The organism is Acidovorax sp. 93 (genome assembly GCF_003633835.1).
Classification (GTDB): Bacteria; Pseudomonadota; Gammaproteobacteria; order Burkholderiales; family Burkholderiaceae_C; genus Acidovorax; species Acidovorax facilis.
The window spans coordinates 613377-632801 of the sequence record NZ_RBIT01000001.1 but is presented as its reverse complement, the minus strand read 5'-3'; the positions used below and the strand labels follow the sequence as shown (position 1 = coordinate 632801).

The window sequence follows — 19425 nt, the reverse complement described above, 5'->3', positions numbered from 1 at the left end:
AATCAAATGGCAGTGCCCGTGTGAGAATTCCGCAGCACCCACTGGTGGGTGCTGACGTTCCAGATTCAAGGAGAAGCCATGGACCAAATACAGGCCATGCGCATATTCGTGCGGGTGGTGGAGGCCGGCACGTTTACCCGGGCAGCGGATTCGCTATCGCTGCCCAAAGCCACCGTGACCAAGCATGTGCAGGCGCTGGAGGAGCGCCTGCGCGTAAAGCTGCTCAACCGCACCACGCGGCGCGTGACGGTGACGCCCGACGGCGCCGCCTACTACGACCGCACCGTCCGGCTGCTGACCGACCTGGATGACATCGAGGCCAGCATGACCAATGCACGCGCCAATCCGCGCGGTCGCCTGCGCATCGATGTCGGCACGTCGGTGGCACAGCTGCTCATCATTCCGAACCTGGCAGAGTTTCATGCACGGTACCCGGACATCCAGGTGGACCTGGGGGTGAGCGACCGCATCGTGGACCTGATCGGAGACAACGTGGACTGCGTGATTCGCGGTGGCGAGCTCAGCGACCAGTCGCTGGTGGCGCGGCGGGTGGGCAACCTGGAGTTCATCACGGTGGCATCGCCCGACTATCTGGCGCGCAAGGGCACGCCCACCCATCCGCTGGAGATTGAGGAAAAACACGCCAGCGTGATCTATTTTTCTCCGCAAAGCGGCCGGCACTACCCGCTGGAGTTCGTCAAGGGCTCCGAATCCATCGACATCACGGGTCCCTACCAGTTGAGCGTGAATGAAGCCAATGCCTATGTGACGTCCGTGCTGGCGGGGCTGGGTATCGGGCAGATCACCAGCTACCAGGCGCAACAACACCTGCAAAATGGCGCCCTGGTGCGGCTGATGCCCGAGTGGACCCAGCCGCCACTGCCTGTGTACGTGGTGTATCCACCCAACCGCCACCTGAGCGCCAAGGTGCGTGCGTTTGTGGACTGGGCGGCCGAGCTGTTTCAACGCGAGACCCACCTGCAACGCACGCAGTGAAGGCATTACACAAAGGCGGGCGGGGCCTTTATGCTTGGGCCCATGAACGCTACCGAGTCCACCCCCACCCCTGACGCGCGCACCAACGAGGGCGGCCACACCGCGCAAGCTGCTGAGCCCACACCTCCAGCAGCTTCTGCCAAACAGCCCCGCAACCCCCTGCACGGCGTAACGCTGGAAGCCATGGTAGTGGGCCTGGCAGACTATTTTGGCAGGGACGAGCTGGGCCGACAGATCCCCATCCGCTGCTTTCAGATCGACCCCAGCGTGGGCTCCAGCCTCAAGTTTTTGCGCAAAACCCCCTGGGCGCGTGAGAAGGTCGAGAGCCTTTACCTCTTCATGCTGCGCGACCAGCGGCGCAACGCGCAAGAATGACTGGCAATGCGCGCTACCACGCCCCAAACATCGCCAACCCCGAATGCGTATTCGGCACGGCTGAGCGCACGGTATCGCAATTTTCTGGTCCCCCTGCTAACGCTGGGCGTCATCGGTGGGTTCAATGCTTTGCTGGCGGCTCAGTCCGGAAGGGGTGATGCGGGATGGTGGCCTGTGGCGTGGCTGGCCACCATGTTCTTGGGGGTTTTCTTCAGTGCAGCCTTCATGGCCATGGCGGGTCGCCGCAAGCTGTCAGTGGCCTACGGCATCGCTCTGGGCGCGACTGTTGGTCTGGGGCTCACGACCCATGGGTTTTTGCAGACGAGCCTGCACGCCCCTTGGGGCGCAGTAATGCCCGACTGGCTGCGTGGCGCGCAGGCAAGAGCCTGGCTGGGCTCTCCCTGGGCACCGCTCATTCCCTACGCAGCGGGGCTGGCCTTGCATGGCGCGGCCATGCTGGTTTTCAATCGCCGGACGTCACCAGAAAATCACGGCTGATACCGCCACCCAGGTCGTTGACCCGGTCCAGGAACTGCGTGAGGAACGCGTGCAGACCCGTGGCCAGGATCTCGTCGATGCGACCGTACTGCAGGTCGGCCAGCAAGCGCCCTGCCCTGCGGCTGGTTTCGGCGGACTGACCGTTGGCCAGCACGGCCAGGTTGTCCACCACCTCGCGCAGGCAGGCGTGCAGCGATCGGGGCATATCGCGGCTCAGGATCAGCAGGTCGGCCACGCGCCCCGGCGTGATCACATCGCGGTAGACCTTGCGGTACACCTCGAACGCCGACACGCTGCGCAGGATGGCGCTCCAGTGGTAGAAGTCGCTCTCCTGGTTGCGGTCACTGGGGCGGCCGAAGAAGTCGTTGTTGACCGCGTGGAACTTCACATCCAGCAGGCGCGCGGTGTTGTCCGCGCGCTCCAGGAAGGTGCCCATGCGCAAAAAGTGAAACGCCTCGTCCTGCAGCATGGTGCCCAGCACCACGCCGCGTGAGAGGTGCGAGCGGTACTTCACCCATTCAAAGAACTGGCCTGGGTCGCGCTCAAACGCGCCACCTTCCAGTTGACGGTGCAGTTCCAGCCAGGTCTGGTTCTGCGTTTCCCACACCTCGGTGGTCAGCGCGCCGCGCACGGCCCGCGCGTTCTCGCGTGCGGCGCGCAGGCACGACAGAATGGACGACGGGTTGTTGCCATCGTGCACCATGAACTCCAGCACGTTGGCGGGCGTCACTTCGCCATGCTTGGCGGTGTAGGCAGGAATCAGTTCGCTGATGGACAGCAGGCCCTCCCAGCCTTTCTGCGCCACATCGGCAGCCTGGGGCAACAGGGAGGTCTCGTAGCTCACATTGAGCATTCTTGCTGTGTTCTCAGCCCGCTCGGTGTAGCGAGACATCCAGAACAGATGGTCGGCGGTGCGGCTTAGCATTTTTCCTCCCCGGGCAGAGAACCCCGCGCGTGCTGCGCACGCTGGCTGTGTTGTGGTGAAACCCCGCCTTCGGCGGCGTTTTCAGCCCGCTCGGTGTAGCGGGACATCCAGAACAGATGGTCGGCGGTGCGGCTCAGCATGTTCAGAGGCTCCCTTGCGATTGACTTTGCGACTGACCTTGTCCCTGCGATTGCGACTGGGATTGCACGGCCTTGGGTTGCGCGGCAGGCGCACCCTCGCCCAGCACCCAGGTGTCCTTGGTGCCGCCGCCCTGCGACGAATTCACCACCAGCGAGCCCTCTTGCAGTGCCACGCGCGTGAGGCCCCCTGCGGCCATCTGCACCTCGCGACCGCTGAGCACGAAGGGGCGCAGGTCGATGTGGCGCGGGGCGATGCCGCTTTCCACATAGGTCGGGCAGCTCGACAGGCTGAGCGTGGGCTGGGCGATGTAGCCCGCCGGGTTGGCCAGCAGCGCACGGCGGAAGTCCTCGATCTCGGCCTGCGTTGCGGCCGGGCCGATCAGCATGCCGTAGCCACCCGCGCCGTGCACTTCCTTCACGACCAGGTCCTTCAGGTTGGCCAGCACATGCTGCAGATCCTCCTGCTTGCGGCACATCCACGTGGGCACGTTCTTGAGGATGGGCTCCTGCCCCAGGTAGAAGCGGATCATCTCGGGCACGTAGGGGTACACCGACTTGTCGTCGGCCACGCCCGTTCCCACGGCGTTGCAGATGCCCACGTTGCCTGCGCGGTAGGCCTCCATGAGACCGTGGCAGCCCAGCGTGGAGTTGCGGCGGAAGACCTGCGGATCGAGGAAGTCGTCGTCCACCCGGCGGTAGATCACGTCCACCCGCTGCAGGCCGCGCGTGGTGCGCATGTAGACGAACTTGTCCTTGACGACGAGGTCCTGCCCTTCGACCAGCTCCACGCCCATCTGCTGCGCGAGGAAGGCATGCTCGAAGTACGCGCTGTTGTGCATGCCGGGCGTGAGCACCACCACCGTGGGCTCGTCGGCCGCTGCGGGCGCGCTGGCGCGCAGGGTTTCGAGCAGCATGTCGGGGTAGTGGGCCACGGGCGCCACCTTGTGCAGGCTAAACAGCTCGGGGAAGAGCCGCATCATCATCTTGCGGTTTTCCAGCATGTAGCTCACGCCGCTGGGCACGCGCAGGTTGTCTTCCAGCACGTAGTACTCGCCCTCGCCCTGCGCGTTGGGGGCGCGCACGATGTCGATGCCGGCAATGTGCGCGTAGATGTTCTGCGGCACATGCAACCCGGCCATCTCGGGCCGGTACTGCGCGTTGTTGAGGATGAGGTCGGCAGGCACGATGCCGGCGCGGATGATGTCCTGCCCGTGGTACACGTCGTGGATGAAGCGATTGAGCGCCGTGACCCGCTGCACCAGCCCCTGCTGCATGCTGCTCCACTCATGGGCCGGAATGATGCGCGGAATCAGGTCAAACGGAATCAACCGCTCATTGCCCGCGCCGCCCTCGTCCTTTGCGCCGTAAACGGCGAAGGTAATGCCCACGCGCCGGAAGATCATCTCGGCTTCGGCCCTGCGGGCCTGCATCACATCAGGGGGCTGTTTGCTCAACCACTGCGCGTAGCGCTTGTAGTGTTCCCGCACATCGCTGCCATCAAAAGGCAGCATGGCGTACATCTCGTCAAATTTCTGCATGAACTGGCCTCCTGAAGACAGGATAGCAAGTTGCGCGCCCACACTCTGCAAACGGCCCCTGGTGGCACTACGGCATCGCGCCTGCTGAGTCCGCCCGGGGCACCATCTGGTGCTGCCAGTAGCGTCGGCCCGCATCGCGTTCACACCCTATTGCTGCGGGTTTGGCAGAGACCCAGGTCGCGGCGCCACAGCGCGAAGACTCCACCACCTCGATGTCGCGAAGGCGATAGCGCTGCAACACCTGCGGGGCTGGATGGCCAAAGCGGTTGCGGTACCCGGCTTGCACCAAAGCAGTGCGCGGCTGGACGGCATCCAGAAACGCCGGGGACGATGATGTCTTGCTGCCGTGGTGGGGCACCAGCAGCAGGTCGGCCTGGAGCGCCGCACCGCGCGCCAGCAGGGCCTGTTCCTGCGGGGCTTCGATGTCGCCCACCAGCAAGGCCGACACGCCCTGCGGCCCGGCGGAGGTGATGCGCAGCACACAGCTCAGCGCATTGGGGCGCACGCTGCGCACCGCCGCGTCGTCCGGCTGCGGGTGCAGCACTTCGAAAGCCACACCATCCCATTCCCAGCGCTGGCCCGCCAGGCAGGGCTGGACTGGGCGCAAGGCCTGCAAGGTGTTCTCTGCCTCGATCGAGCCCACCAGCTCCGCATGCGGCTGCTGCGCCAGCACCGCGGCCGCACCGCCGGTGTGGTCTGCATCGCGGTGGCTGAGCATGAGGGTGTCCACGCGCTCCCCCAGTGCCCGCAGCAGCGGCACCAGCACGCGGTGGCCCGCGTCGCTCTCGCGGCTGAAACGCGGCCCTGCGTCGTACAGCAGCGTGTGGGTGGCGGTGCGCACCAGCACCGCATTGCCCTGGCCGATGTCTGCGGCCAGCAGTTCAAACTGCCCTGCCGCCGGGCGCACCGGCTGCCACCACAGCGCGGGCCACAGGAGGGGAAATGCCAGCAGCCGCAGCCGCCAGGGCAGGCGCGTGGCCAGCAGCGCGCCTCCGGCCACGGCCAGCATGCCCGCCCACAACGGCGCGGCAGGCAGGAAGACCACGGCCCAGGGCCACAACGCCAGCCATTGCAGCAGAGCTGCCAGCGGCTGCAAACTGAGGGCGGCCAGGCTCCACAAGGGCGCCCACAGCACGCCGCCCAACGCCAGCGGGGTGACCACCAGGGTGACCCAGGGAATCGCCACCAGGTTGGCGGCAAAACCCACCACCGACACCTGGCCAAACAGCAGCAGGGTCAGGGGCGTGAGCGCCAGCGTCACCACCCACTGCTCCCGAATCAATGCATAAAAATGGTGCCTAGCGCTGGTTGGATAAGCGCTACCAGCTATTGAATTAGTAGCGAACAGAATACCCACCGCCACAAAGCTCAGCCAGAAGCCTGCCTGCGCCAGCGCCCACGGGTCTGCCACCACCACAGCTGCACAGGCCCACAGCCACACCTGCGGCCAGGGCCAGCGGCGGCCGCTGAGCTGCAGCACGGCAATGGCCGCCAGCATGATCACCGTGCGCTCTGCAGGCACGCCCCAGCCGCTGAACAGCGCGTAGGCTGCCGCCAGCACCACCCCGGCGGCCAGTGCTGCAGAGGGCGCGGGCACCGCCAGGCACAGCCGGGTGGAACGCCGCCACAGGGCACCCACCACCAGCGCGGCCAGCCAGGCAAACAAGGTGATGTGAAGCCCGGAGATGCTCATGAGGTGAGCCACGCCCGTGGCGCGGAACACATCCCAATCGGCACGGTCAATGGCGCGCTGGTCACCCGTCACCAACGCCGCCACCACGCCCGCAACGCGCGTGCGGGCCGGGTCACTGCCATCCTGGTCGCCCGCCAGGCGCTCCAGGATCGCATCGCGCACCGACTGCCGCGCCCGCTCCACCGGATGCCGCCAGGTTGCAGCCACAAACTCCGGCGGCTCGTCCTTGGGCCCTGCACGCACGTAGCCTGTGGCCTGCACGCCCTGCTCCCACATCCACAACTCGTAGTCAAAACCATGGGGGTTGCGCAGCCCGTGCGGCGCCTTCAGACGCACCGTCAACGCCCAGCGGTCGCCGGCTTTCAGGGCGGGCGGTGGACGCTGCAGGTCCAAGGTTCCGGCCGCATCGCGGAACGGGCCGCCGTACCAGGCCACATCGATGCGCGGCGGCAGCGTCACCGGGGCACCGTTCAGGCGCGCGGCCTCCACGTCCACGCGGATGCAGGTGCCAGCCTCGTTGGTTTGGGGCATGGCCGCCACCACGCCGGTCACCCGGATGTCCTGGCCCTCCAGAGCGGGCGCGAGGCCCTGGGCCGCATAGTCCACAGCGCGCAGCCCACACAGGGCGAACATCACCAGCACTCCGGCGCCCACGGCCAGCGCGGTGGCAGCATGAGCGCCCCATCTGCTGCGTCTGGACGCTGCCCGCGCGCACCCGCCCACCACACACGCCGCCACCAGATCCGCCCCGTAGACCACCCCGGGCCACAACACCGGCTGCTGCAGCTGCAGCGCGGCCCCCAATACGGCCCCCAGCAGCCACGCAGGCAAGCGCCAGGGAACGGCGGCGACCATCGCGGAGCTTTCGCTGGCCACGGCGCCATCCAGGCCCCCAGGGGCGGATGAAATGGCATTAGGGGCGCTTATGGCGGGCATGGGCTGATGCTAATGCGATGCCTGGGGGCTGGCCGCTGGATTCTGCACACTAGGCTGTGTAACACTCGCGGCCATCCGGGTGCCGCCGGACCGCGAAGCCACCGCGCTGACCGGCAGGCCGTGCCGGCGCACCTGCACCGGCCAGTCCCCGCCATCCACCTTCACGCCAAACCGAGGAAAGACCATGAGCGTTTACGACAAGCTGAAAGAACTCAACATCACCCTGCCCCCCGTGTCGGTGCCCGCTGCCGCCTATGTGCCCTATGTACAGACGGGCAACCTGGTGTTCCTGTCCGGCCACATCGCACGCAAGGACGGCAAGCCCTGGGCCGCGCAGTTTGGCCGCGATATCGGCACCGAAGAAGGCAAGGAAGCTGCACGCTCGGTAGCGATTGACCTCATGGGCACGTTGCAGGCTGCCTGTGGCGGCGACCTCAACCGCGTCAAGCGCATCGTCAAGGTCATGAGCCTGGTGAATTCCACGGGTGATTTCACCGAGCAGCACCTGGTGACCAACGGCGCCAGCGAACTGCTGGGCCAGGTCTTTGGCGAAAAAGGCGTGCACGCCCGCAGCGCTTTTGGCGTGGCGCAGATCCCCCTGGGCGCCTGCGTGGAAATCGAGCTGATCGCCGAGCTGGCCTGACAGACCCCACCCCCCTCACCAAAAAAACCCATGGCATGACTGCCATGGGTTTTTTTGTTTTCTGCGCTGGGCGGTGACGGATACGCCCCTCCCAGCCGCCATGACACCATGGCTGCCAGTTGTCAGAGCGTCAGAAAGACTCCCAGTCCTCTTCCGATCCCTGGGCCACCGCGGGCTTGCGGCTGGCGGGTGCAGGTGCGGCAGATACCTTGGCAACAGCGGCCGCTGCAGCCGGAGCCTTGGCCACCGCAGCGGGCGTGCCGTGGAGTGCCTTCGCACCAGAACCCGGTGCGGGCCGTGCGGGTGCCTGTGGCCGCTGGGCAGCCGTGGCGCGCGCCGCACCAATGGCCGCCTGCGCGGGCCCATAGCTGGCGGCATTCACCTTGAACATGGACACCTCGCGCGCCAGGTGATCTGCCTGCTCACGCAGGCTCTGGGCGGCGGCGGCGCTTTCTTCCACCAGCGCCGCATTCTGCTGCGTCATCTGGTCAAGGTTGCTGATCGCCTTGTTGACCTGCGACACCCCCGCACTCTGTTCGGACGATGCTGCGGTGATCTCGCCAATCATGTCGGTCACGCGCTGCACCGACTGCACGATGTCGGTCATGGTGGTGCCCGCGTCCGACACCAGGCGCGAGCCCGTCTCCACCTTCTCGACCGATGCACTGATGAGCAACTTGATCTCCTTGGCGGCCTCGGCGCTGCGCTGGGCAAGGCTGCGCACCTCGCTGGCCACCACCGCAAAACCCCGGCCCTGCTCACCCGCGCGGGCTGCTTCCACAGCGGCGTTCAGCGCGAGGATGTTGGTCTGAAAGGCTATGCCATCAATCACGCCAATGATGTCCGCGATCTTCTTGCTGCTGTGGTTGATGTCCTCCATCGTGGCCACCACCTGGTTCACCACCTCGCCGCCCCGGCGCGCCACGCCCGTGGCGCCCGCCGCCAGGCTGCTGGCCTGCTGAGCACTGCCTGCGCTTTGCTGGATGGTGCTGGTGAACTGCTCCATGGCGGCCGCCGTCTCCTGCAGGTTGCTGGAGGTCTGCTCGGTGCGGGCCGACAGGTCGTGGTTGCCCGTAGCGATCTCGGCGCTGGCGATGGCGATGCTGTCGGTGCTCTGGCGCACCTGGTGCACCATGCGACCCAAGGCGCTGCTCATGGCATACAGCGAACGCAGCAGGTCGCCAAACTCGTCGCCCCGGGTCACGGATTCCTGCATGCTCAGGTCGCCCCCCGCAATGCGTTCGGCCAGCCCGTTGGCCTGCTCCAAGGGCCGCTGGATGCTGCCGATCAGGTAGTAGGCACCCACAATGATGGCCAGCAGCAGCAGGCCCACGGCCACGGCAGCAATCTTGACCGTCAGCATGCGCTCTGCCGCCATCTGCTTCTGAACGGCCTCGGCGCTTTGCTGCTGCTGCTGAACGAACTCACGCAGCGTGGTGGTGTAGGCCGCCACCGAAGGGTTGTACTTCTGGGTGATCAACGTCACAGCCTGTTCTTGCTGCCCATCGCTCTTGAGTTTGCGGGCCTCGCCGCGCAGGTCGATCATGGTCTTGCGCGCAGCGGCGATCTTGGCCATCTGCTGCTTGTCGGCCTCTGACAGGGCCATGGATTCCAGCGACTTTTGCACTTCGCTGATCTGCGCCGATGTGGCCGTGATCACATCCTTGAACTCGGCTTCGACGGCCGGGTCGCTGCTGACGATCAGGGCCTGGGTTCTGGCGGCATTGGTCTCGGTAAGACCCGACCAGCGCAATGCCGCCTGCACGCGCGACTCCATGTCTTTGCTCACCGCATCAGCATGGGCCTGCACCTTGGCAGACCGGTAGGCCGCAAAGCCCACCACCGCCACCAGCATGACCACAATCAAAATCACCGCCAGCCAGAGCTTGTGAGCCATCCGAAGATGTTTGGGCATGGTTGCCTCCTGAAGCGTTGTGTTTGTGTACAGATGTTGCACGCTTTTTCACGATTGCACAAACTCCGTCACTGCACATCAGGGTCTGCCCTGCCTGCATGGGCCCCACCACACCTCCCGGGGCGGGCATCATCGCGCCGCCAGAGTTCGGCCACGGGGTTTCAGCAAGTCGTGTCGCTCGGGCAAATGCCCCATTCGCATGCCATCTGTACGCCCATCGTCGACAAAAGCGCGGTGCCAGCGGCCCCTATTGCCCGCTGCAACACCCTGAAAAAAAACTGGCGACAGGTGCTAACTCGCAGGCCCGGGGTGCCGGGTGCATGAGCGGGCTGTCAGGCTGCGGAGCCGAGGAAGGCCTCAAAACGCGCCAGTTCCTCGCCCAGCGCGCGCCGGAACCCCGCGTCGCGTGGTGGGCGCCCGGCCACAAAACCCAGAGCATGCTGCAGCCGACCGCGCTCCACGCGCAGGTTGGCCCAGCCCACCATCTGTTCGCCCCACAGCACCGGCAACGCATAGTGGCCCATGGTGCGCTTGGGCGCCGGTACATACGCCTCGAACCGGTACGCCCAGCCCCACAGCATCTCGAAGCGGCGTCGGTCCCACACCACGGGATCGAACGGTGCCAATAGCCGCACGCCCTTATCCGGCTGGTGGCGGCGCGATGCCGGACTTTCAGCGACAGGCCAAAACCAGGTGGTTCCATCGACCACCGCATGGCCGTAGCGTGATGGTGCGGCCTTGGCCACCGCGCGCGCCTCGGCAGCCAGCTGCGGTGCGCCATAGCGCAGCAGCGTGACCAGGTAGCCCAGGCTGGGGGCAGGCAACGGGGCATACAGCGCCACGATGCGATCCACCAGGGCTTCGGCGCGGGCCAAACGTGCGGCGGGGCTGACGTCTTGCTCGGGGTGCGCAACGGGTGCATACACCCGAGTGCCCGACTCGCGGCGGCACACCCGCAACCAGCCGTGGTGGTGCATCGCATCCAGCAGGCGTGTGCTGGCATTGAGCTCGCCGCCCCAGTAGCCCGCCACGCGGCCATGGTGCGCAAACGCTTCGCTCACTTCGCGCGGGTGCACCATGCCCCGCTCCTGCACAAACGCCAGCACCTCACGCGCACGTTCGGTAGTGGCGGCGTCCCACGGCCTGCGCGGCGTGCGCGGGTGCAGCAGCGCCAGCATCTCGCGGGACACAAAGCCGTAGTTAACGAAGGCGTCTTCTTCAATACCTAAGCGCTCGTAGCGGCGTTCCAGGTCACCCGCGCGGTAGTCGCGCACCCGCAGACGCAAAATCAGGTCCTGCGCCCGCGCGGGTGCTCGCATCGGGTCAGCCTGCACAAACCCCAGCTTGCGGATTGCGCCGGGCAGGGTCAGCGGTTTGAACAGGCTGCGCGCAATCGCGTAGCGGCGCAGCTCATCCAGCATGGGTGAGCGCGACGCCACAGTCTTACTCCACGCGCGTCACTGCGTTGGGCTTGAAGCCCAGGTCCGCCGCCTTGCCCTTGCGGCCTCGCGCGGCGCGGGCGTTGTTCAGGCTGCGGATCTCGAGCGTCTCGTCGCGCTGCTTGCCGCCCCGGCCAATGCCATCCAGGCGAATGCTGCGTGTGTAGGCTGCGGCTCCCGCCAGCTGGTCCTTGTCTTCCAGGTCAATCAGCATCAGCCCGCGACCGCCGTTGACCATGGTTTTCAGCTCGGTGATCTCGAACGTGAGGATGCGCCCGCCCGTGGAGGCACAGGCCACATGCGTGGCAGGCAGCACGGGCTTGCTGCCCGTGGTGCCCGCAGCATGCGAAGGCACACACACGGTTTCGCCCTCGCCCAACGTGAGGAAGGCCTTGCCGCCCTTCTGGCGCGAGACCATGTTCTCCACCGCCGCCAGAAAGCCGTAGCCACCGGAGTTGGACAGCAGCAGCGTGGCGTTGGCGGGCCCTGCAAAGTAGTGCAGCAGCTGCGTGCCGGCTTCCAGCTCGATGAGCGTGGTCACCGGCTGGCCGTCACCGCGTGCGCCGGGCAGCAATGACACCGCCACCGAGTACACGCGGCCATTGCTGCCAAAGGCCAGCAAGGTATCGACCGTGCGGCATTCAAACGTGCCATACAGGCCATCGCCCGCCTTGAAGGCAAAACTGGCAGCCTCGTGGCCATGGCCGGTGCGAGCGCGCACCCAGCCTTTTTGCGAGACGATCACCGTGACGGGCTCGTCCACCACCTTTACTTCGGCCACAGCCTTTTTCTCGGCCTGTATCAGCGTGCGGCGCGCATCGGCAAAGGTCTTGGCGTCGGCCTCGATCTCCTTGACCATGGTGCGGCGCAGCGAGCCGGGGTTGTTCAGAATGTCTTCGAGCTTGCCCTGGCTTTCGCGCAGTTCTTTCAGTTCCTGCTCGATCTTGATGGCTTCGAGCCGCGCAAGCTGGCGCAGGCGAATTTCAAGGATGTCTTCGGCCTGCCGGTCGCTGAGGTTGAAGCGCGCAATCAGCGCGGCCTTGGGCTCCTCGGCCGCACGGATGATGGCGATCACCTCGTCGATGTTGAGCAGCACGGTCTGCCGCCCTTCGAGGATGTGGATGCGCTCGAGCACCTTGTTCAGGCGGTGCTGGCTACGGCGCGTGATCGTGGTCTGGCGGAAGGCGATCCACTCTTCCAGCATCACCCGCAGCGACTTCTGCACGGGCTTGCCGTCTAGGCCCACCATCGTCAGGTTGATCGGGGCCGAGGTTTCCAGGCTGGTGTGCGCCAGCAGCGCGGTGATCAGCTCCTGCTGCGGGGTCTTGCCCGTCTTGGGCTCGAACACCAGGCGCACGGGGGCGTCTTTGCTGGATTCGTCGCGCACGACATCCAGCACGGCCAGGATGCTGGCCTTCAGTTGCGTCTGGTCCTGGCTCAGCGCCTTCTTGCCGGCCTTGACTTTGGGGTTGGTGATTTCCTCGATCTCTTCGAGCACGCGCTGCGTGCTCACGCCCGGTGGCAATTCGTTGACCACCAGTTGCCACTGGCCACGCGCCAGTTCCTCGATCTTCCAGCGCGCGCGCACCTTGAGGCTGCCCCGGCCGGTGCGGTAGGCATCGGCAATGTCGCTGGCACTGCTGATGATCTGGCCGCCACCGGGGTAGTCCGGGCCGGGCACGATGGCCAGCAGCTCGTCCTGGCTGAGAGCAGGTGTCTTGATGAGCGCAATGCAGGCGTCGGCAATCTCGCGCAGGTTGTGGCTGGGGATTTCGGTGGCCAGGCCCACGGCGATGCCGCTGGCGCCGTTGAGCAACGCAAACGGCAGGCGGGCGGGCAACTGGCGCGGCTCCTCGGTGCTGCCGTCGTAGTTGGGCATGAAATCCACGGTGCCTTCGTCGATTTCATCGAGCAGCAGGCTGGTGATGCGCGACAGGCGTGCTTCGGTGTAGCGCATGGCGGCAGCGCCATCGCCATCGCGGCTGCCGAAGTTACCCTGGCCGTCGATGAGCGGGTAGCGCTGCGCAAAGTCCTGCGCCATGCGCACCAGCGCGTCGTAGGCCGACTGGTCACCATGCGGGTGGAAGCGGCCCAGCACATCGCCCACCACGCGGGCGCTCTTGACCGGCTTGGCGGCAGTATTGCGCGTAGGGCCGCTGTAGCCCAGACCCATGCGGTCCATCGAATACAGGATGCGCCTCTGCACGGGCTTGAGGCCGTCGCACACATCGGGCAACGCACGGCCCTTGACGACCGACAGTGCGTATTCAAGGTAGGCGCGCTGGGCATAGCCCGCCAGGCCCAGGGAGTCGCCCCCGTCATCGCCTGCGGTGGTGAAATCCAAAGTCGGTTGGTCGCTCATTCGTTAACTACAGGTTCTTGATTCAGGTTCTGGTCGCGTGTCTGCGCGACGCGGGTGGGCGGCAGGTTGCCCCTGTTGGTGGCACCGCCCGAGAGCTCCATGCGTACGCGGCCAGGCGCTGCACGCTGTGCCAGCACGGGTGCCGGGGGCTTGAGCTGGGCATACATGCCCAGCACGGTGCGCACGTAGCTCTGCGTTTCCTTGTACGCGGGGATTTGGTTGCCCGCGCGCTGTACCGCACCTTCACCGGCGTTGTAGGCCGCCACGGCCAGGTCCATGCGGCCGGGGAACAGGTCCAGCAGGTGGCGCAGGTAACGGGTGCCAGTGGGCACATTCACCGCCGGGTCGGCCAGCTTCTGTTCCACCGTGCGCTTGGCGTCGCTGCTCACGCCAAAGCGGTTTGCGGTGGCGGGCATCACCTGCATCAGGCCCACGGCGCCCTTGGGCGACACGGCGGTGGCGTCAAAGCCGGACTCGGTCGCGATCACGGCCTGCAACAGCTCGTAGTCCACACCGTGTTTGGCGGACGCAGCGCGCAGGTGGTGTTTGACGCGTTTGTAGTCGGGGGCGATGTCAAAAAAGGCCAGCAGGCGCGCGCCCGCTGCGGGCAGCGCATAGGGCATGGGCGAAGCATTGGCAGGCGCATCGCGGGTGGAGTCAAAGTCGTTGCCGCGAAAAAACAGCTGGTAGCGCGCATCGACCTGCTCGGCCGCAAAGTGCGTCACGCCACGCTCGTCCACATGCGCCCACAAGTCCGCATGGGCCATTTGCTGCACAAAACATAGCAGCAAACCCAATACAGACAAGCGCAGGGCACTGTTTTTATTCATATTTTTATCACAAACACCGGGCGGAGCCGTCGATGCGGTCAGATATCGATCTCGACCGCATCGCCATGCAGCTCCATCAGCTCACGGCGCGCGGCGGCTTCGCCCTTGCCCATGAGCTTGGTGATGAGGCCCTCGGTGGCGGCAAAGTCCATGTCGCCCAGCTGCACAGGCAGCAGGCGGCGGGTGTCGGGGTTGAGCGTGGTTTCCCACAGCTGCTCGGCGTTCATCTCGCCCAGGCCCTTGAAGCGGCTGATCTGGCACTTCTCTTTGGGCACACCGTCCTTGGCGCACTTGTCGAGGATGGCAGTCAGCTCGCCGTCGTCCAGCGCATACATCTTGGCGGCGGGCTTCTTGCCGCGCGCGGGTACATCCACGCGAAACAGCGGCGGGCGCGCCACGTAGATGTGGCCCGCCTCGATGAGCTTGGGGAAGTGGCGGAAGAAAAGCGTGAGCAGCAGCACCTGGATGTGCGAGCCATCCACGTCGGCGTCACTCAAGATGCAAACCTTGCCGTAGCGCAGGCCGCTCAAATCCGGAGTGTCGTTGGGGCCGTGCGGATCCACGCCGATGGCCACCGAGATGTCGTGGATTTCGTTGTTGGCAAACAGGCGGTCGCGCTCCACCTCCCAGGTGTTAAGCACCTTGCCGCGCAGCGGCAGGATGGCCTGGCTTTCCTTGTCGCGGCCCATCTTGGCGCTGCCCCCGGCCGAGTCGCCCTCGACCAGGAAGACTTCGTTGTGGGCGATGTCCTTGCTTTCGCAGTCGGTGAGCTTGCCGGGCAGCACGGCCACGCCGGAGCCCTTGCGTTTTTCGACCTTCTGGCCCGCCTTCTGGCGGGTTTGCGCGGCCTTGATGGCCAGCTCGGCAAGCTTCTTGCCGTATTCCACATGCTGGTTGAGCCACAGCTCCAGCGCGGGGCGCACGAAGCCGCTGACCAGCCGCACCGCGTCGCGCGAGTTCAGGCGCTCCTTGATCTGGCCCTGGAACTGGGGGTCGAGCACCTTGGCACTGAGCACATAGCTGGCGCGCGCAAACACGTCCTCAGGCAGCAGCTTCACACCCTTGGGCAGCAGGCTGTGCAGTTCGATGAAGCTCTTGACCGCATTGAACAGGCCGTCGCGCAGGCCGCTCTCGTGCGTGCCGCCTGCGCTCGTGGGAATCAGGTTGACGTAGCTCTCGCGCACGGGCTGGCCGTCTTCGGTGAAGGCGACACACCAGGATGCGCCCTCGCCTTCGGCAAAACTTTCGTTGTTGCGGTCGGCAAAACCCTCGCCTTCAAACAGCGGGATCACCGGGTCGCCGTTGAGCGTCTGCATGAGGTAGTCGCGCAGGCCGCCCTTGTACTGCCAGGTTTGCGTGTCGCGGGTTTTCTCGTTGACAAGCTGCACCGTCACGCCGGGCATCAGCACAGCCTTGCTGCGCAGCAGGTGGGTGAGCTCGCTCATGGGCAGCACGCTCGACTCGAAATACTTGGCGTCGGGCCACACGCGCACCGACGTGCCCTGCTTGCGTTCGCCCGCCTCCAGCGGTCGGGCCACCAGGGGTTCGATCACGTCACCGGCCGAGAACACCAGGCGTGCCGCCTTGCCTTCGCGGTAGCTCGTTGCCTCCAGCCGTGTGGCCAAAGCGTTGGTCACACTCACGCCCACGCCGTGCAGGCCGCCCGAGAAGCTGTAGGCGCCGCCCTTGCCCTTGTCGAACTTGCCACCCGCGTGCAGCCGGGTGAACACCAGCTCGATCACCGGGGCGTTTTCCTCGGGGTGCATGCCGAAGGGGATGCCCCGGCCGTCGTCCTCCACGCTGACCGAGCCGTCGGCATGCAGCGTGACGCGGATCTTCTTGCCGTGCCCGGCCAGCGCCTCGTCGGCCGCGTTGTCCAGCACCTCCTGAACGATGTGCAGGGGGTTGTCGGTGCGGGTGTACATGCCCGGGCGTTGCTTGACGGGCTCCAGGCCCTTGAGCACGCGGATCGAGCCTTCGGAATATTCGCTGGCGGATGCAGAAGACGGTTTGGCAGACATGGGGCGGATTGTAGTGCGGCAACGCAGCAATAGCTGGATATAAAACCAGCCCCACCTTCGCCCCTGCTGCCAACTGTATTGGTCCCCGGTGTATCAGCACGTTTCACGCAATCTGGCTACATTCCTGCGCATGCATACGAATCCTCCCAAACTGTCCATGTTCCAGGTGCTGGCCTGCGGCGCGGCCATCGTGACCCTGTCGATGGGCATCCGCCACGGCTTCGGACTCTGGCTCTTGCCCATCACCCAGGAGATGGGCTGGACGCGCCAGTCGTTCGCACTGGCGATTGCCATCCAGAACCTGTCCTGGGGCCTGATCGGCATTTTTGCGGGCATGGTGGCCGACCGGTTTGGCGCGTTCCGCGTGCTGATGGGCGGTGCCGTGCTGTACGGCCTGGGCCTGGCGGGCATGGCACTGTCGCCCACGCCCACGCTGTTTGCGCTGACGGCGGGCGTGCTGATTGGCGCGGCCCAGGCAGGCACCACCTACGCCGTGATCTACGGTGTGCTGGGGCGCCAGATTGCACCCGAACGCCGGTCCTGGGCCATGGGTGTGGCCGCGGCGGCTGGCTCGTTCGGCCAGTTCCTCATGGTGCCGGTGGAAGGCTGGCTGATTGCCGGATTGGGTTGGCAGCAGGCGTTGCTGGCGTTGTCCTTGATGGTGCTGCTCATCGTGCCGCTGGCCTTTGGGCTGCGCGAGCCCAACTTCGCGGGAGCGGCCCCGGTCAAGCGCGAGCAGACGATCCTGCAAGCGCTGGGCGAGGCGTTCCGCTACCCCAGTTTCAACCTGTTGATGGCGGGCTACTTCGTCTGTGGATTCCAGGTGGTGTTCATCGGCGTGCACATGCCCAGCTACCTCAAGGACCACGGCCTGTCGCCCCAGGTGGCCAGCTATGCACTGGCGCTGATTGGCCTGTTCAATGTGCTGGGCACCTATGTGGCCGGCACGCTGGGCCAGCGCATGCCCAAGCGGTTCATCCTGGCTTTTATCTACTTTGCGCGGGCTGCGGCGATCAGCGTGTTCTTGCTGGTGCCGCTGTCGCCGCTGTCGGTGTATGTGTTCTCGGCGGTGATGGGCACGCTGTGGCTGTCTACCATCCCGCCCACCAACGCCACCATCGCGCAAATCTTTGGCGTGCAGCATCTGTCGATGCTGGGCGGCTTCGTGTTCTTCAGCCACCAGATCGGCAGCTTCCTGGGCGTGTGGCTGGGGGGCTATCTGTATGACGCGACGGGCAGCTACGATATCGTCTGGTACATCGCCATCGGCCTGGGTATTTTTGCCGGGCTGGTAAACCTGCCGGTCCGGGAAAGCCCCATCCAGCGCGGCGCAGCCCAACCTGCCTGACCATCCCCTGCAAAGAACTTCTTCATGCCCACCGTCAGCGCATCCACCACCCCGCCCGGCAGCAGCGTGCCACGGGTATGGCGCTGGCTTGGCTGGATCACGGCGGTGGTGCTGTGCCTGGCGGTGTTTGGCATGTACACGGTGCCGGACTTCATGGTGATGCTGGCCGACCAGATGTGGGCGTGCTTCTGAAGCCCGCGCCTTCCTCTTTCAAGTTTTTTGGCCGCTAGCGCTTGATGGACAAGCGCTGATAGCTATATTTTCAATAGCACATGCACGGTAACGAAGCTCCCTCCGACTGGGTCCGCCGCTGGTCCCACCTGATTGCGCCGGGCAGCACGGTGCTCGACGTGGCTTGCGGCGCCGGGCGCCACCTGCGCTGGCTGCGCGGCCTGGGGCACTCCGTGGTGGGGGTGGACCGCTCTGCCGAGGCTCTGGCCGCTTGCGAGGGTCTGGGTGAACTGGTACTGGCCGACATCGAGAGCGGCCCATGGCCCTTTGCAGGCCGCCAGTTTGGTGCCGTGGTGGTCACCAACTACCTGTGGCGGCCCCTGCTGGCCACCCTGGTGGAAAGCGTGGCCCCAGGCGGTGTGCTGATCTACGAGACCTTTGCACACGGCAACGAAACTGTGGGCCGCCCGGCCCGGCCGGAGTTCCTGCTGCGGCCCGGAGAACTGCTGACCGCCTGCACGGGGCTGCGCACGCTGGCCTATGAAGACGGCTTCCAAAAAAACCCCGACCGTTTCGTGCAACGCATCACGGCCGTGCGGGAACTCCCGCCGCCTGGGGGACCCTCACGACATCTTCTGCCCATGTGGGCTAGTTAGAATGCTCTTTTACCGTTTACCACTGCGGACATGACCTCTTCCTCCGTCGCTCTCACCGGCAGCATCGTCGCCCTCGTCACTCCCATGCACGAGGACGGTAGCGTGGACTACCCGGCCCTGCGCAAACTGATCGACTGGCACATTGCCGAAGGCACCGACTGCATCGGCGTGGTGGGCACCACGGGCGAGTCGCCCACCGTCAACGTCGAAGAACATTGCGAGATCATTCGCGTGGCCGTGGAGCAATCTGCCAAGCGCGTGCCCATCATGGCGGGCTGTGGCGCCAATTCGACCGCCGAAGCCATCGAGCTGGCCAAGTTCGCGCGCGGCGTGGGGGCCGACAGCCAGTTGCAGGTCGTGCCGTACTACAACAAGCCTACGCAAGAGGGCCAGTTCCAGCATTTCAAGGCGATTGCCGAAGCCACGGGCGACCTGCCCATCGTGCTGTACAACGTGCCCGGCCGCTCGGTGGCCGATATGCAACACGACACCGTGCTGCGCCTGACCCAGGTGCCCGGCATCATCGGCATCAAGGAAGCCACCGGCAACATCGAACGCGCCCAGTGGCTCATCCGCGATGTGCCCCAGGGCTTTGGCGTGTATTCGGGCGACGACCCGACCGCTGTGGCGCTGATGCTGTGCGGAGGCCACGGCAACATCAGCGTGACGGCCAACGTCGCCCCGCGCCTGATGCACGAACTGTGTGTGGCTGCCCTGGCGGGCGATGCACGCCGGGCCATGGAAATCCAGTTCAAGCTGATGCCGGTGCACAAGAACCTGTTTGTCGAAGCCAACCCCATCCCGGTCAAGTGGGCCATGGCCCGCATGGGCCTGTGCGGTGGCACGATGCGCCTGCCCATGACGCCGCTGACCACCAGCAACGAGGCTGTGGTCGAATCTGCGCTGCGCACCAGCGGCCTGATCTAATCCGGGCTGCGC

The 19425-nt window shown here is 65.7% G+C and carries 17 protein-coding genes; 8 read left to right on the top strand and 9 right to left on the bottom strand.

Going from position 1 to position 19425, the window contains the following annotated elements; genetic code table 11:
• The first annotated feature begins 78 nt into the window (after window positions 1-78).
• Genes C8C93_RS02890 through C8C93_RS24905 form a run of 3 tightly spaced genes read left to right on the top strand, consistent with a single transcriptional unit; the run spans window position 79 to window position 1869 of the window.
• Entirely contained in the window at window positions 79-996 is a 918-nt protein-coding gene (locus C8C93_RS02890; protein WP_055400927.1) for a LysR family transcriptional regulator, read from the top strand.
• 42 nt (window positions 997-1038) lie between these two features.
• Window positions 1039-1371: a VF530 family DNA-binding protein gene (locus C8C93_RS25200; protein ID WP_233559228.1), complete on the top strand. Its 333-nt coding sequence runs from the start codon at window positions 1039-1041 to the stop codon at window positions 1369-1371.
• A 6-nt stretch (window positions 1372-1377) separates the two neighbouring features.
• Window positions 1378-1869: a hypothetical protein gene (locus C8C93_RS24905; RefSeq protein ID WP_147433720.1), complete on the top strand. Its 492-nt coding sequence runs from the start codon at window positions 1378-1380 to the stop codon at window positions 1867-1869.
• Here C8C93_RS24905 and C8C93_RS02880 read toward each other — a convergent pair.
• The 4 genes from C8C93_RS02880 to C8C93_RS02865 form a co-directional block, all read right to left on the bottom strand.
• Window positions 1835-2794 carry an alpha-E domain-containing protein gene (locus tag C8C93_RS02880; protein WP_121505849.1) on the bottom strand — a complete coding sequence of 320 codons (960 nt, stop codon included), beginning with the start codon at window positions 2792-2794 and terminating at the stop codon, window positions 1835-1837. The two genes, C8C93_RS24905 and C8C93_RS02880, sit on opposite strands and share 35 nt — an antisense overlap.
• A complete protein-coding gene (locus tag C8C93_RS02875; protein ID WP_121505848.1) occupies window positions 2788-2934 on the bottom strand; it encodes an alpha-E domain-containing protein in 147 nt (48 codons plus the stop codon). Before C8C93_RS02875 ends, C8C93_RS02880 begins: the two co-directional genes overlap by 7 nt.
• Window positions 2935-2936: 2 nt before the next feature.
• Window positions 2937-4472 carry a circularly permuted type 2 ATP-grasp protein gene (locus C8C93_RS02870; RefSeq protein ID WP_121505847.1) on the bottom strand — a complete coding sequence of 512 codons (1536 nt, stop codon included), beginning with the start codon at window positions 4470-4472 and terminating at the stop codon, window positions 2937-2939.
• Window positions 4473-4539: 67 nt separating this feature from the next.
• Window positions 4540-7020, bottom strand: a complete 2481-nt coding sequence (locus C8C93_RS02865; RefSeq protein WP_121508631.1) for a DNA internalization-related competence protein ComEC/Rec2 — start codon at window positions 7018-7020, stop codon at window positions 4540-4542.
• Window positions 7021-7285: 265 nt separating this feature from the next.
• Here C8C93_RS02865 and C8C93_RS02860 point away from each other — a divergent pair, with 265 nt between their 5' ends.
• Window positions 7286-7744: a RidA family protein gene (locus C8C93_RS02860; protein WP_121505846.1), complete on the top strand. Its 459-nt coding sequence runs from the start codon at window positions 7286-7288 to the stop codon at window positions 7742-7744.
• 130 nt (window positions 7745-7874) lie between these two features.
• Here the strand turns inward: C8C93_RS02860 and C8C93_RS02855 are convergent, their stop codons facing one another.
• The 5 genes from C8C93_RS02855 to C8C93_RS02835 form a co-directional block, all read right to left on the bottom strand.
• Window positions 7875-9659, bottom strand: a complete 1785-nt coding sequence (locus C8C93_RS02855; RefSeq protein WP_121505845.1) for a methyl-accepting chemotaxis protein — start codon at window positions 9657-9659, stop codon at window positions 7875-7877.
• A gap of 332 nt (window positions 9660-9991) precedes the next feature.
• The gene (locus tag C8C93_RS02850; RefSeq protein ID WP_121505844.1) at window positions 9992-11080 is read right to left on the bottom strand and encodes a winged helix DNA-binding domain-containing protein; all 1089 of its coding nucleotides are present in this window, start codon (window positions 11078-11080) and stop codon (window positions 9992-9994) included.
• Between the two features lie 22 nt (window positions 11081-11102).
• A complete protein-coding gene (gene parC / locus C8C93_RS02845) occupies window positions 11103-13460 on the bottom strand; it encodes a DNA topoisomerase IV subunit A (protein ID WP_121505843.1) in 2358 nt (785 codons plus the stop codon).
• Window positions 13457-14290 carry a lytic transglycosylase domain-containing protein gene (locus C8C93_RS02840; protein ID WP_121505842.1) on the bottom strand — a complete coding sequence of 278 codons (834 nt, stop codon included), beginning with the start codon at window positions 14288-14290 and terminating at the stop codon, window positions 13457-13459. The genes parC and C8C93_RS02840 overlap by 4 nt, the downstream gene beginning before the upstream one ends.
• Window positions 14291-14328: 38 nt before the next feature.
• Window positions 14329-16311, bottom strand: a complete 1983-nt coding sequence (locus C8C93_RS02835; protein WP_121505841.1) for a DNA topoisomerase IV subunit B — start codon at window positions 16309-16311, stop codon at window positions 14329-14331.
• 130 nt (window positions 16312-16441) lie between these two features.
• Between C8C93_RS02835 and C8C93_RS02830 the strand changes: the two genes are divergently transcribed.
• The 4 genes from C8C93_RS02830 (at window position 16442) to dapA (ending at window position 19413) form a co-directional block, all read left to right on the top strand.
• Window positions 16442-17659 (top strand): MFS transporter, encoded by a 1218-nt coding sequence (locus C8C93_RS02830; protein ID WP_055400907.1) that lies wholly within the window; start codon window positions 16442-16444, stop codon window positions 17657-17659.
• 24 nt (window positions 17660-17683) lie between these two features.
• The gene (locus tag C8C93_RS25195; protein ID WP_176886539.1) at window positions 17684-17851 is read left to right on the top strand and encodes a hypothetical protein; all 168 of its coding nucleotides are present in this window, start codon (window positions 17684-17686) and stop codon (window positions 17849-17851) included.
• Between the two features lie 80 nt (window positions 17852-17931).
• Window positions 17932-18486, top strand: a complete 555-nt coding sequence (locus tag C8C93_RS02825) for a bifunctional 2-polyprenyl-6-hydroxyphenol methylase/3-demethylubiquinol 3-O-methyltransferase UbiG (protein WP_121505840.1) — start codon at window positions 17932-17934, stop codon at window positions 18484-18486.
• Window positions 18487-18516: 30 nt separating this feature from the next.
• Window positions 18517-19413: a 4-hydroxy-tetrahydrodipicolinate synthase gene (gene dapA, locus C8C93_RS02820; RefSeq protein WP_121505839.1), complete on the top strand. Its 897-nt coding sequence runs from the start codon at window positions 18517-18519 to the stop codon at window positions 19411-19413.
• The last annotated feature ends 12 nt before the right edge of the window (window positions 19414-19425 follow it).